This window comes from Streptomyces sp. CB01635, assembly GCF_002803065.1.
Lineage (GTDB): Bacteria > Actinomycetota > Actinomycetes > Streptomycetales > Streptomycetaceae > Streptomyces.
In genome coordinates, this window is record NZ_NNBL01000003.1 from 1,002,009 (window position 1) to 1,014,864 (window position 12,856).

The 12,856-nt window shown below is 72.3% G+C and carries 12 protein-coding genes; 7 read left to right on the plus strand and 5 right to left on the minus strand.

The genetic code is table 11. The features are described from left to right. The first annotated feature begins 158 nt into the window (after positions 1-158). Complete coding sequence (locus CG723_RS12655; RefSeq protein WP_234374262.1) at positions 159-959, plus strand: ABC transporter ATP-binding protein; 801 nt, start codon at positions 159-161, stop codon at positions 957-959. A gap of 155 nt (positions 960-1,114) precedes the next feature. Here CG723_RS12655 and CG723_RS12660 read toward each other — a convergent pair whose 3' ends face one another. Continuing rightward, a complete protein-coding gene (locus CG723_RS12660) occupies positions 1,115-1,672 on the minus strand; it encodes an AAA family ATPase (protein ID WP_199841732.1) in 558 nt (185 codons plus the stop codon). A 147-nt stretch (positions 1,673-1,819) separates the two neighbouring features. Here CG723_RS12660 and CG723_RS12665 point away from each other — a divergent pair, with 147 nt between their 5' ends. Further along, positions 1,820-2,278, plus strand: coding sequence for a MarR family winged helix-turn-helix transcriptional regulator (locus tag CG723_RS12665; protein ID WP_100593366.1), 459 nt, complete (start codon positions 1,820-1,822; stop codon positions 2,276-2,278). Between the two features lie 153 nt (positions 2,279-2,431). Next, a complete protein-coding gene (locus CG723_RS12670) occupies positions 2,432-3,658 on the plus strand; it encodes a PP2C family protein-serine/threonine phosphatase (RefSeq protein ID WP_100593367.1) in 1,227 nt (408 codons plus the stop codon). Between the two features lie 11 nt (positions 3,659-3,669). Here CG723_RS12670 and CG723_RS12675 read toward each other — a convergent pair whose 3' ends face one another. Beyond that, positions 3,670-4,881 carry an FAD-dependent monooxygenase gene (locus tag CG723_RS12675; protein ID WP_100593368.1) on the minus strand — a complete coding sequence of 404 codons (1,212 nt, stop codon included), beginning with the start codon at positions 4,879-4,881 and terminating at the stop codon, positions 3,670-3,672. A 119-nt stretch (positions 4,882-5,000) separates the two neighbouring features. Next, positions 5,001-5,795: a helix-turn-helix transcriptional regulator gene (locus CG723_RS12680; protein ID WP_100593369.1), complete on the minus strand. Its 795-nt coding sequence runs from the start codon at positions 5,793-5,795 to the stop codon at positions 5,001-5,003. A 58-nt stretch (positions 5,796-5,853) separates the two neighbouring features. Between CG723_RS12680 and CG723_RS12685 the strand changes: the two genes are divergently transcribed. From CG723_RS12685 to CG723_RS12700, 4 genes are all read left to right on the plus strand, one after another. After that, a complete protein-coding gene (locus tag CG723_RS12685; protein WP_100593370.1) occupies positions 5,854-6,336 on the plus strand; it encodes a DUF2000 domain-containing protein in 483 nt (160 codons plus the stop codon). A 350-nt stretch (positions 6,337-6,686) separates the two neighbouring features. Next, the gene (fusA, locus tag CG723_RS12690; RefSeq protein ID WP_100593371.1) at positions 6,687-8,786 is read left to right on the plus strand and encodes an elongation factor G; all 2,100 of its coding nucleotides are present in this window, start codon (positions 6,687-6,689) and stop codon (positions 8,784-8,786) included. A 143-nt stretch (positions 8,787-8,929) separates the two neighbouring features. After that, positions 8,930-9,901, plus strand: a complete 972-nt coding sequence (locus tag CG723_RS12695; RefSeq protein WP_100593372.1) for a class I SAM-dependent methyltransferase — start codon at positions 8,930-8,932, stop codon at positions 9,899-9,901. Further along, positions 9,898-10,401 (plus strand): hypothetical protein, encoded by a 504-nt coding sequence (locus CG723_RS12700; protein ID WP_100593373.1) that lies wholly within the window; start codon positions 9,898-9,900, stop codon positions 10,399-10,401. Before CG723_RS12695 ends, CG723_RS12700 begins: the two co-directional genes overlap by 4 nt. Before the next feature lie 24 nt (positions 10,402-10,425). Here CG723_RS12700 and CG723_RS12705 read toward each other — a convergent pair whose 3' ends face one another. Then, entirely contained in the window at positions 10,426-12,051 is a 1,626-nt protein-coding gene (locus CG723_RS12705; protein ID WP_100593374.1) for an amidohydrolase, read from the minus strand. Positions 12,052-12,128: 77 nt separating this feature from the next. Beyond that, positions 12,129-12,788 (minus strand): TetR family transcriptional regulator C-terminal domain-containing protein, encoded by a 660-nt coding sequence (locus CG723_RS12710; RefSeq protein ID WP_100593375.1) that lies wholly within the window; start codon positions 12,786-12,788, stop codon positions 12,129-12,131. Between the last annotated feature and the right edge of the window lie 68 nt (positions 12,789-12,856).

The following is a 12,856-nucleotide window of genomic DNA, read 5'->3' on the forward strand; positions in this document are numbered from 1 at the left end:
CCGCCATCCTGCCGCACCTCGCCGCAGAGGGCGACGCGGAAGCACCGCCCGCCACCGTCCAGCCCCTGACCACCCACCGAGGTCCACGAACTGGACATCTCCGCGTTTGAATGCCGTATGCAGCTAGCCTGTGCCGATCCATTCGACAGGAGGCGTCAGTGAGCATCGGACGGATCGTCGCCGCCCTCGACGGGGCCTGCGTGCGCAGGTTCACGACGGGCCAGGTCATCCTCGACGACATCAACTGGACGGTGCGCTCGGGCGAACACTGGGCCCTGCTCGGTGCCAACGGCGCCGGCAAGACCAGCGTGCTCCGCCTCATCGGCGCCCTGATGCACCCCACCACCGGCACCGTCGAGGTCCTCGGCCACCGTCTCGGCAAGGTCGACGTACGCGAACTTCGCGCGCACATCGGCCTGGTGTCGAGCGCGCAGCGCGTGCCGCAGGACCTCACCGGGCACGCCGTCGTCCTCACCGGGCACACCGGCACCGTGCAACCGCTGTGGCGCAAGTACGACGCCGACGTGCGCGAGCGCGCGCACACGCTCCTGGCCGAACTCGACATCAAGGAACTCGCCGACCGGCCCTACGGCGTCTGCTCCGGCGGCCAGCGGGCCCGTATTCTCATCGCCCGCGCGCTGATGGCGGACCCGTCCCTGCTCCTGCTCGACGAGCCCTTCAACGCGCTCGACCTGCCCTCGCGCGAGGACCTCATCGACACGATGCGTCAACTCGCCGAGGGACGCAGGGAGTTGGCGACCATCACCGTCACCCACCACCTCGAGGAGCTGTCGCCGGCGATCGGCCACGCGCTGCTCCTGCGTGACGGCCGCGTTCTTGCCGGGGGCGGGGCCGACGAGGTGCTGACGGCCGCCCGGATGACGGAGTGCTTCGGCCGCCCCATCGAGGTGTCACGCCACGGGGGACGCTGGCTGGCCCGCTCGGGCACGGCGGGCTAGGGACTCTCGTTTGGATCATGCCGGGCTCGCGGGGCCTGGCACCGCACCTCGCGGCGTTGTCGTCAGTCGCCGCCCCCCAAGGTCTCGGCTTCACTCGAGCAGGAGGGACCCCCATGGCCCCGCTCCCTGATCCGGCCTGATCCAAACCAAAGGCCCTAGGTCCACCCGGTGACAGGCGGCCGGTCGGCCCAGCCGGTTGCCGCCAGCACCTCGTGGGCGATGTCTGTGACCGTCCGCCCGTCGGTCGCGACCCGCACGGTGTCCGTGGGTGCCCGCTCGTCCAGGAGCCGCGCCTTGCGGGCGCTGCCCCGCAGCTCCGTCTCCAGCTCCGAGCCGAGCTCCCGGGCGGCCAGCCGCTCTCCGGCGGTGGCGTCGGAGGCGGTGAGCAGGACCCGTACGATCCGGACGCCCGCTCCCATCGCGCGTTCGAACATGCCGGCCGTCTCGGGCAGCACACTCACCGTGTTCGTGTAGATGAGGCGGCGGTAGCCGCGGCGGGCGAAGTTGCCCCACACGGCCGTCAGATTGTCCTCGGTGACTCCGGCCCGGTGCGGGTCGCCCTGCGGCGCCGGATGCACCTGACCCATGAAGTCGCCCTCGATCACGGCGTGCGACACCTCCATGGAGCGCAGGAGGGCCGACACCTCCCAGCCCACGGTCGTCTTGCCGACGCCGGCCCGTCCACCGAGGAGTAGCACTTCCGCATCGCTCATGAGAGCAGGGTGCCAGGGCACGGCCGCCGCGCGCGATCCGAAATCGCGGCGATCTTCTGCGCCGCGGGCCCTGGACCTCAAGCGCGGTTGAGCTTCTAGGCTCGGAAGTGCCGAAGGATCGTGCGCACCGGACGGAGCGAACCAGTCATGGAGTACTCGCACAACGACGCGGAACTGATCGAGCAGCCCATCGGCTACTGGGCCTGGGCCGCCTACAAGGCCGTCGTCACCCGCACCAGGGGCGCCCTCGCGGAGAAGGGCACCACCCAGCCGCAGTGGTGGGTCCTCGCGCAGGTCGCACGGGCCGAGCACGTCAAAACGCGGGGTGAGGTGTCCGAAACCCTCAGGGGCTACCTAGACGTGGGGGAGGTTGTCCTGGTGGAGGAGATCGACGCGACGATCGCCCGCGGCTGGCTCACCGAGGATGCCGCGGGGCGGCTCTCGCCCACGGCGGCGGGTAAGGACTTCTTCGACGAACTGGCCGCGCTTCAGGGCGAGTTGTGGACCGAGCGGCACGCGGGCGTCTCGGACGAGGACTATCTGACCACCCTCAAGGTGCTTCAGCGCTTCATCCACAACACGGGCGGGCGCGCCTGGCACCACTGACGGCGGCCCGGCGGTCCGCCCGTCGGACACGCCGCCGATGACGTAATTGGAGCTCCGGCCCCTGCGGCTGGGACACCCTGTGGTCGTTCGACCGCGAGGTGCCCCGGCACCCGTCGCCGCACGCGCGGCACACGCAAGGAGGCGGGACGTGCCGTGAGGGATTTTGGAATCGACTACGAGCAGGTGTTCCAGGCGCTGCCCAGCTCGGTCGCACTGCTCAGGCCCGACCTCGTGTACGCGGATGCCAACGAGGCGTTCTGCCAGATGTCCGGGCGCACCCGTGAACAGCTCGTCGGCCGCTACCTGTTCGACGTCTTCCCCGACAACCCCAACGACGGTGCGGCGACCGGCATGCGCAACCTGGAGGTGTCCCTGCGGAGGGTGGCGGCCACCGGGGAACGCGACAGCATGGCTCTGCAGCGTTACGACGTCGAGTACCACGACCGGCCCGGCCAGTGGGAGGAGCGGTACTGGAGCCCCGTAAACGCCCCTGTCTTCGGCCCGGACGGCAGCGTCGTGCTGCTGCTGCACCGGGTGGAGGAGGTCACCGAGCTGATCCGTGCCAGGGGCGGCCGAGACGGCGACCGGGCCAGGGTGCTGGAGGCGGAGCTCTACACCCGCGCCAGGGAACTTCAGGAGGTCAACGAGCGGCTGCGCCAGGCCCACGCCCGCGAACGCCAGGTCGCCCTGACTCTCCAGTCCGCGATGCTGCCGGTGTCGGAACGCGTCGGCGGTGGCCGGGCGGCTGTACGCTACCGGCCGGCCGTGGGCGCCCTGAACGTGTGCGGCGACTGGTACGACCTGGCCGAACTGCCCCACAACCGGTTCGCCGTGGCCGTGGGTGACGTCGTCGGCCACGGACTGCACGCGGCCGGCGTCATGGGCCAGCTCCGCAGCGCCCTGAGCGCCGCCGTGCGGGTGGCCGACGGCCCCGCGGCCGCGCTCGACGCGCTCGGCCTCTACGCCCGCTCGGTCGAGGGCGCCGAGTGCACCACCGCGGCGCAGGTGGTCATCGACTACGACCACCACGCCATCGCCTACAGCAGCGCGGGCCACCTTCCGCCCGCGCTGCTCCACACCGACGGCACCGTGGAGTTCCTCGACCGGGCGACGGACCCGCCGCTCGGCGCCCGCCCCGAACCCACCCCCAGACCGGAGGCCGAGACCACCTTCGAGGACGGGGCAGCGCTCGTCCTCTACACCGACGGCCTGGTCGAGCGGCGCCGCGAGGACATCGACACGGGCCTGAACCGCCTCGCCGACTGCCTGACCCGCCACGCGTCGGCGGACGCGGAGCGCCTCGCCGACACCGTCCTCGCCGAAGTGATCCCGCGCGGTGGCAACACCGACGACACGGCTGTCGTGATCATCCGGCTCTGAGCCGAAGTGCCTTACCCGCGCGCGGAGTTGCGGTGCTGAAGGGTGCGGGCGAGACGGGGGCCCAGCCACTGCTTGAGTCTGCGCAATGACTGCAACTGGTCGGCGGCCCGGTCGATCCGGTAGTAGAGCTGGGGCGGGATGTGGGGGAGCAGCGGGGAGTGCCGCTGGCCGAGCAGGGCGAACATGTGGGCCGGCGGGAGCTGGATGTAGCGGGGGAGGTTCTCGTACCACTGGGCGCTGTGCCGGGCGGCGCTCTGCACGGACAGCAGCTCGCTCTTGCGGGTGTGCTCGTAGAGGGAGAGCGCCGGCTGGATCGTCTTCGCTTCGGTGAGGGAGCTCGCCAGCACCATCGCGTCCTGCATCGCGAGCGTCGTGCCCGCGCCGATGGAGTAGTGCGTGGTGTGCGCGGCGTCGCCGAGCAGCACCAGATTGCCGTGCGACCAGGTGCGGTTGGTGAGGGTGCGGAAATTCTGCCAGGGGGCCGGGCCGTCGTGGTCGCTGCGGCCGATGAGGGCGTGGCCGTCGAGGAGCGACGCGAAGATTCCCTCCAGACGGCGCAGGGCCTGCGGCTGGGGCAGGCGGTCGAGTTCGAGGCCCTGCCAGGTCGCCTTGGAGCACTCGACGACGCAGGTGCTGTGCTCGCCGCTGTACCCGTACGCGTAACACCAGATCCATCCGTGCGCGGTTTCCGCGAAGGCGAACGTGAAGGAGCGGAACACCTTGGTCGTGCCGAGCCAGAGGTACGGGTTGCTGCCCAGGGTGGTCTGCGTGCCGAAGTGGCCGGCGCGGCGCTCGCGCATCCGGCTGTTGGCGCCGTCGCCGGCCACGACCAGGTCGGCCTCGGGCAGTTGCTCGCGGTCCTGGATCTCGTGGCCGTACTCGATGGCGACGCCGAGGGACTCCGCGCGGCGGGCGAGGATGTCGAGGAGCCTGTGCCGGCCGATGGCGAAGCCCTCGTCGCCCTCGTGGGTCGTGGTGCGCTGCCCGACGTGGGCGACCCCGTCGCGCCAGCGGAGCGACCCGTCGCTGATCGTGGACGCGGAGTGCGGGTCGTGGCGCCTGAGCCGCTCCAGCATGTCCGGCCAGTAGGTGACGCCCCAGCCGTAGGTGGAGCCGGCCGGGTTCCGCTCGAAGACGGTGATGTCGTGCGACGGGGCCTGAAGCTTCAGCAGGATCGAGAAGTACAGGGTGGCGGGTCCTCCACCGACACAGACAACCTTCACGCACACTCCCAGGGTCTTGTCGCGGCCCGGCCTCGGCGCCCGGCGGCATCCGTGCAACGACGGTAGGGGGAAGTGGTTCCGCGAACGTGTACAACACCCGCTAAAAGCACCCGAAGCGCTCAGGGTGCGGTGCGGGCGTAGCGGCCCGGGGTGATGCCGAGGACCCGCTTGAAGTGCCGGGTGAGGTGCGACTGGTCGTAGAACCCGGCGGCGGTCGCCACCTCGCCCGGCGGCTGCCCGCCGAGGAGCAGGCGGCGGGCCAGATCGACGCGGCGGGACATCACGTACTGGTGCGGCGGGATGCCGAAGGCGCCGCTGAAGGCGCGTACGAGATGGGTCGGGTGGGCGTGGACGAGGCGCGCCGCCTCGTCCAGGGCGATGCCGTCCAGGAGCCGCGCGTCCAGGAGGTCCCGCAGGTCGTGGGCGACGCCCCGGCCGGGCCGCTCGGTGTCGGAGGAACCGGGACGCAGGTGGGTGCGCAGCCGTTCGCCGATCAGGGCGAGGCGGCTCTGCGCCTCGAACTCGTCGCCCCGGTGCTCGAGCGCGCTGTGGAGTTGGCCGACTCGGGTGCGCAGGACGGGGTCGGTGAGGTCGGGCCCGTCCACCGCCGCGCCGATGAAGGACTCGTCGAGCTGCGTCATGTCGAGGTAGAGGACGCGCTTGCGGAAGCCGTGTGCGGTGGCGGGTGACCCGTTGTGCGGGACACGTGGCGGGAGCAGGCTGACGGTGTCGTTCGGCGTGCCGCGCTCGTGGCGGTCCAGGTGGTAGCGGACCGCGCCGTCGTCGACGATCAGCAGCGTCCACGCGTCGTGGACGTGCATGGGGTACGCGTGCTCGGTGAAGTGGGCGTGGAACACCTCCACGACACCCGCGACCTGCGGGCGCCATGCGGAGATCTCCGGCCGGGGCACCATGCAAGGAACGTACAAGACCTGACCGGGGTGGACAGCGCAGTCTCGAAGCATGAGAACGATGGACGAGATCCCCACCGACATTGCGACGCCGACCCCGGCCGGGGCGGATGACCCTTCCGGCCGCGCGCCCGTCCGCTTCGACACCAAGATCGCCGTCCTGCTGCGCGACGACCTGGACCCCTGGCAGCGGCTCAACGTGACCGCTTTCCTGGTCAGCGGGCTCGGTACGGCGGCGCCCGAGGTGGTCGGAGCCCCGTACGAGGACGCCGACGCCACCGCGTACCTGCCGATGTTCCGCCAGCCGGTGCTCGTCTTCGAGGGGGCGAAGCAGACCCTGACCACGGCGCACGGACGCGCCCTGTCCCGCGCGCTGCCGACAGCGGTGTTCACGGCGGAGCTGTTCGGCACGGGCAACGACCGGGACAACCGCGCGGCGGTCCGGGCCGTGCCCGCCGACCAGCTGGACCTGGTCGGCATGGCCGTGTACGGCGCGCGGGGCGCCGTCGACAAGGTCCTCAAGGGGGCACGGATGCATCCCTGAGATATGCGCCTCCGGGCGCCTTTAATCGGGTGCCCTGCACGGCCCGGTTCCCTACACTCGCCACGTATCCACGCCGCTGCCCTTCGTCGCAGCGCGCGCCGTGACAAGTGAGGGGAGCCGGGCCGTGCGTCACCGCACCGCTGTCGTCGTTCCCCGGTCACGGTTCGAGGTGATCCTGGTGTCTCGGTGCGCCCGGCACCGGCTGCGCGGCCTGTACCGGACCCCCGCGACGAACATCTGACACCTCACGTGTCCGCACGACCCCGAACCGACCCTTCGGCGGGGCCCGTTGCGCTGTCCGTCCGGTAATCGCGCTGCCTCTGTGCGGAACCACCTGAAAGGCCACAGGCGTGCGTACCGACCTGCACCGTCATGACACCGACCCCCTGACCGCCGTCCGCAACGTGGGCATCCTCGCCCACGTCGACGCCGGCAAGACCACCGTCACCGAACGGATCCTCTACGTCACCGGCGCCACTTACAAACGCGGCGAAGTCCACGACGGCACCACCGTCACCGACTTCGACGTCCAGGAACGCGAGCGGGGCATCACCATCTCCGCCGCGGCGGTCAGCTGCGCCTGGGACGGGCACCGGATCAACCTGATCGACACCCCGGGCCATGTCGACTTCGCCGACGAGGTCGAGCGCTCCCTGCGCGTGCTGGACGGCGCGATCGCGGTGTTCGACGCCGTCGCGGGCGTCGAGCCGCAGAGCGAGTCTGTCTGGCGGCAGGCCGACCGCCACGGCGTGCCGCGCATCGCCTTCGTGAACAAGCTCGACCGCGCCGGTGCCGACCTCGACACGGCGGTCGAGTCGATGCGTCGGCGTCTCGACACGGTACCGATGGTGGTCCAGCTGCCGGTCGGCCGAGAGGACGCGTTCACCGGTGTCGTCGATCTGATCCGCATGCGTCTTCTCGTGTGGCGAGAGGGCCACGACACGTACGAGGAGGGGCCCGTTCCGGTAGAGCTGCGCGAGGAGGCGCGGCGGCGCAGGCGGCTCCTCGAGGAGACGGTGGCGCAGCTGCATCCCGGCGCGCTGGAGGAGTTCTGCGACGGATCGGCCCTGTCCGCAGGGACGTTGGCAGGAGCGCTGCGGGATCTGACGCGCAGTGGTGAGGGCGTCGTCGTGCTGTGCGGATCGGCGTACCGCAACCGCGGTGTCGAGCCGCTCCTGGACGCAGTCGTCGCCTACCTGCCGTCACCGCTCGACGTGCCCGCGGTCCGCGGTGCCGTCGGCGACGACGAGCAGGAGCGGGCCTGCGATCCGACGGCACCACTGGCCGCGCTGGTGTTCAAGGTGCAGGCGACTCCTCGCGGGCGTCTGACCTATCTGCGGGTGTATTCGGGAACGGTTCACAGGGGAGAGGCGGTGTGGGATGCGGGCGCACGGCGTACGGAGCGGATCGGCCGGATCCTGCGCGTCCAGGCCGACCGGCACACCGAGGTGGAGCGTGCGGTGGCCGGGGACATCGTCGCGGTGGCCGGAGTGAAGGCCGCCCGCAGCGGCGCGACCCTGTGCGCACCCGACGCGCCTGTCGTCCTCGAACCGCCCACGGTGGCCGAACCGGTCGTCTCCGTGGCGGTCGAGGCCCGCAGGAACGCCGACAGCGCCCGGCTGGTGTCCGCGCTGGCACGACTCGTCGAGGAGGACCCCTCGCTCGTCGTCAGGACGGACCGCGAAAGCGGCCAGACGGTGCTTTCGGGCATGGGTGAACTGCACCTGGAGGTGGCGGTGGAGAAGATCCGCCGGGCCCACGGTCTGGAGGTCGGCGTCGGCAGGCCGCAGGTGGCCTACCGGGAGACGGTCGCGCGCGGGGTGTCCGGTCTGGTGTACCGGCATGTCAAACAGGAGGGAGGAGCAGGCCAGTTCGCGCACGTCGTCATCGACGTACGGCCGCTGCCGGTGGCGCAGGACGATACGGGTGACGGCGCGGCGGACTTCGTGTTCCGGTCGGTCGTCACCGGCGGACGGCTGCCGAGGGACTATGTCCAGGCCGTGGAGGCCGGGTGCAGGGACGCCCTGAGCGAGGGCCCCCTCGGCGGCCATCGGGTCACCGGGGTGCAGGTCACGCTCACCGACGGGTCCACGCACCCCAAGGACTCCTCGCCGATGGCGTTCCGTACGGCGGGCCGTTCCGCGCTCAGGGCGGCCTTCCGGGCGAGCGTCATGGCGCTCCTGGAACCGGTCGTCGACGTCACGGCCACCGTGCCAGAGGATGCCGTGGGCGGGGTGCTGGGGGACCTGGCGGCGCGACGCGGACAGATCTCCGCTTCCGCGATGCGCGCGGGCACCGCGGTCGTCACGGCGACGGTGCCGCTGGCCGAACTCTTCGGCTACGCGTCCCAGTTGCGCGGCCGGACCCAGGGCCGGGGCACGTTCACCAGCCGGGCGACCGGCTACGCGCCGGTGCCGGGTGAGGTGTCCGATCAGGTGGTTCCGCGGTAGCCGCGAGAGCGATGGCCCCGTCCGTCCGAGGGCGGGCGGGGCCGTCCGGCCGTGGTGCGACACCGGGCCGCCACTACCGCCTCCCAGGTGCCGCCTCCCAGGGCGCGGCGCCGACGGCCTCCCCAGCCGCGTACCTTCTCCGTGTGCAGCTCATCGAGATATCCGATCTGGTCGTGGACCACGACCCCGGCACACGCGCACGCCTGCCGGTGCGGGGCGCCGACGTCGTCGCGCGGCTCGTCGCCGCGGGTGACCGCAGTGGCGCCCGTATCGCCGCCGGGCTGGCGTGCGACGACGACGGGAACCTCGATCCGCTCGCCGTGGACCGCCGGCTCGTCGCCGTCCACACCGAGCTCCAGCGGCTCAGCGAGGAACTGCGCCTCGGCGACCGCATCGCCGAACTCCTGCGTCCGCTGCTCGCCGTGATCCGCGCCGCCGGGCGGACCGACGGCCCTCTGCGGGTCGTCGACGTCGGCTGCGGCCTCGGCTACCTCGTGCGGTGGCTGGCCGCGTCGGGCGCCCTCGGCCCCGATGTCGACCTGGTCGGCGTGGACTTCAACGCGGCCCTGGTCACCGAGGCCGGGCGGCTCGCCCGCGCGGAGGCACTGCCCTGCCGTTTCGTACGGGGTGACGCGTTCGCCCTCGACGAGCCCGCCACCGTGTACGTGTCGACGGGCGTCCTGCACCACTTCCGGGGCGATGACCTCGACGCCTTCTTCGCCGCCCAGGCCACGCCGGGCACCGCCGCGTTCTGCCACTTCGACATCGCCGCCACGGGTCTCGCCCCGATCGGCGCGTGGGTCTTCCACCGGGCACGGATGCGCGATCCGCTGGGCCGCCACGACGGTGTGATGTCGGCCCGCCGCGCCCATGACGACGAGACACTGCTGGCGGCCGCCGCCCACGCCGACGGCCTGACCCCGCTCGTGTACGAACCGCGGGGCCGCAGCAACCCGTTCTGCACCACCCTGCGCCCCGTCATCGGCGTACGCCCGGACCTGCTGCCGCCGCTGCGGGCCGAGCTGGGACCCGGACCGTCGGGCCGCCTGGTCGGGCGTGCGGACACCGTGGGCGGGACACGTCACGGGGCTTCGGCGGGGGAGGGCGTCGGGTGAACGCCTTCCTGCTCGCCGCTCTGGCGCTCGTCGACGCGGTGTTCGCCGGGTTCCGTGCCTACACCGGACGGGACGGCCGCATCCGTAAGTCGAAACGGGCGCTGCTCGCGGCCCGCCGCGGTCTCGCGGTCGGCGCCCCGGCGCTGCTGCTGAGCGCGGCCCTCGCCGTGGCGCTGCTCGTCGCCGCGGCGGACCGGGACGCGCGCTATGCCGAACTCGACGCCGCCGCCCAACGGATGCTTCTGTGCTATGCGCCGTACGCGGTGATCGTCGCACTGAGCCTGGGCTGCTACCTGTGGGGCCCGTTCCGGGCCGGCACCCTCGCCGTGGTCGTCGGCCTGGGGCCGCTGACTCTGATGCGTCCGCTGGTGGTGCTCGCCGGGGCGGTCGCGGCCGCGTGGGGTTCGCTTCCGGCGGCCTCGGTGGCGGCGGTCGCGGCGGTGGGGGTGCTCCTGGTGGAACCGTTCGTCCACCGCCGCTGGTACGCGGAGCCGGTGTGAGCGGCGCCGCGTACCCGTGGACGACTACAGGCTCGCGTCGCGGTGCGTGGGGCGGCCGTCGAGGACGGTGAGCAGCACCGGCAGGTCCGGCAGCGCGGTGTCGGCCGTGGTGAGCGGGTTGTCGGCGAGAACGGTGAGGTCGGCGCGGAAGCCGACGGCGATCCGCCCGGCCTCGCGCTCCTCGCCCGCCGCGTAGGCCGCGTTGACCGTCAGACCGTGGAGCGCCTCCAGCGGCGTGAGCGCCTGCTCGGGTCCGTGCGGGTCCTGGGTGAGGTCGCGGCTCGGGCGGCGGTGGCGCGCGCCGGCCATGACCCCGAGCGGCGGATACGGGGCGATCGGCCAGTCGGAGCCGAGGACCACGGTGGCGCCGGAGTCCTGCAGATCGCGGCAGCGCCAGGCGCGCGACGCTCGCTCCTCGCCGAGGCGGCGCGACCAGTTGTCGGTGTGGTCGGCCCGGGTGAAGTCGCAGCAGTGGGTGGGCTGCATGGACGCGATGACGCCGAGCGCGGCGAACCGGCCCAGGGTGTCGTCGGGCACGGTCTCGATGTGCTCGACCCGGTGGCGCGCCCCGCGCCCGCCGGTGGCCTGCGCCTTCTCGACGGCGTCGAGGACATGGCGTACGGCGGCGTCGCCGATCGCATGGGTGGCAGTGGGCACTCCGGCGCGGTGCAGCTCGCCGATGATCCGCGTGTAGACGTCGGGGTCCGGCCAGAAGGCGTGGGTGGACTCGCCGTGGCAGTCCGGGCGCTCCAGCCAGGCCGTGCCGTTGTCGATGGTGCCGTCCATGAAGATCTTGACGCCGTCCGTGCGCCACAGCGCGCCGCCGGCGCCCTGCTGCTCGATGAGCGCCCGCACTCCTTCGGCGTCGGTGCCGGGCTGGCACCACGGCGCGACCCGCAGCCGGAGCGCGAGCTCACCGGCGGCGTCGAGCTCGGAGAACAGGGCGAGGCTGTCGCCGTTCGCGTCCATGACATGACCGCCGGTGAGCCCCGAGGCGGCCATGGCGCGCAGCGTGGCGGCGAGCCGGTCGCGGCGCTCCTCCCGCGTGGGCATCGGGGCGACGCGTTCCACGAGCTCGCAGGCGGCGTCCTCCTGGAGCAGACCGGTGGGACGGCCCTGCTCGTCGCAGACCACTTCGGCGGAGGCCTGGTCGAAGGTGCGCGGGCCGTCCACGCCGGCCAGTTCCAGCGCGCGCCGGCTGGCCAGCATGGAGTGGGCGTCGAACAGCAGCAGAAGGGCCGGTACGCCGTCGAGGACGGAGTCGAAGGGGGCGATCCCGACGGGCCGGTCACCGAAGACGTTCGGGTCGAGCCCCCAGCCGTGCAGCCACGCCCCCGGCGCCAGGTTCCGTACCTCGGCGGCGAGCAGCGCGCGCACGTCCTCCACGCCGGCACAGCCCGACAGGTCGAGGCCGCCCGTCAGCTCGGCGCCCGAGACGGGGTGGAGATGCCCGTCGACCAGGCCCGGGGTCACCACGGCGCCCTTGAGGTCGATCACCGTGGTCGAGGCGTCCACGTGCTCACGTATGCCGTGGTCGTCGCCCAGGGCGGAGATCCGGCCACCGGACACGGCGAGGGCCGTCTGCGGCAGGAACGCGCCGGTGACCGGGTCGAGCAGGCGGGCGGAGAGCAGGACGAGAGGGCTGGGCACAGCGGCTCCTTGAAGGGCGGGTGGGGGCGGCCGGGACGCGGGTCCCAGCCAGTGGGTGGTGGCCGGGACGCGGGACCCTAGCCGGTGGGTGACGCCGTGAGCGGCGCGTCGGAACGGGTGAGCGTCCCGTGCGGAAGGCCGAGTTCGCGTTCCGCCGTCGTGGCGGCCATGCGCGACACCGCGGCGGGACGGCTGCTGGTGTCGGTGTTGGCGTGCGCTCCGAGGCCGTCCAACACGACCAGGATCTGAACAGTCGTCACATATGGGTCGTCAGTACGGAATTCGCCCCGGTCGACGCCGTGCCGGATCAGGTCGGTGAGCCGCTCGCGCCAGGCCGCCTCCTGCTCGGCGACCCGGTCGCGCAGGACGGGCCGGTAGCGGCTGAGGTGGCGCGCGTTGATCCAGAGGCGGCTGATGTCGTCGTAGGACGTGCCCGTCGCGCGTGCGAAGAACCATCCCAGGTGCAGCGTGGGCGCCCCCTGGGCTCGCTCGGCGGGCAGGAGGCTGTCGAGCTCGGCGCTGGAGGCGCTGCCGAAGGCCTCCGCCACGAGGTCGTCCGCCGAGGGGAAGTAGTGGCTGATCAGTCCGGGGCGGACATCGAGCCACTTGCCGATCCGCCGCAGCGTGACGCACTCGAGCCCCTCGGCGAGGGCGACCGCGGCGGCCGCGTCGACGATCTCCGCACGTCGGGCGGCCGGCGTCTTCCGAATTCGCTTGTGCTGGACGCTTGACGGCATACCGAGATGCTATTGAGTGCATGACCAATAAGCAAGCGCATGGCTGGTCAGGGGTTCGCCGACTCACC

Bases quoted from the DNA above. Each gene is read 5' to 3' on its own strand.
- CG723_RS12665 (WP_100593366.1), top strand. From the start codon at position 1,820: ATGGAGTACTCGCACAACGACGCGGAACTGATCGAGCAGCCCATCGGC.
- CG723_RS12680 (WP_100593369.1), bottom strand. From the start codon at position 5,795: ATGGTGCCCCGGCCGGAGATCTCCGCATGGCGCCCGCAGGTCGCGGGT.
- CG723_RS12685 (WP_100593370.1), top strand. From the start codon at position 5,854: ATGGACGAGATCCCCACCGACATTGCGACGCCGACCCCGGCCGGGGCG.
- CG723_RS12710 (WP_100593375.1), bottom strand. From the start codon at position 12,788: ATGCCGTCAAGCGTCCAGCACAAGCGAATTCGGAAGACGCCGGCCGCC.
- CG723_RS12660 (WP_199841732.1), bottom strand. From the start codon at position 1,672: ATGAGCGATGCGGAAGTGCTACTCCTCGGTGGACGGGCCGGCGTCGGC.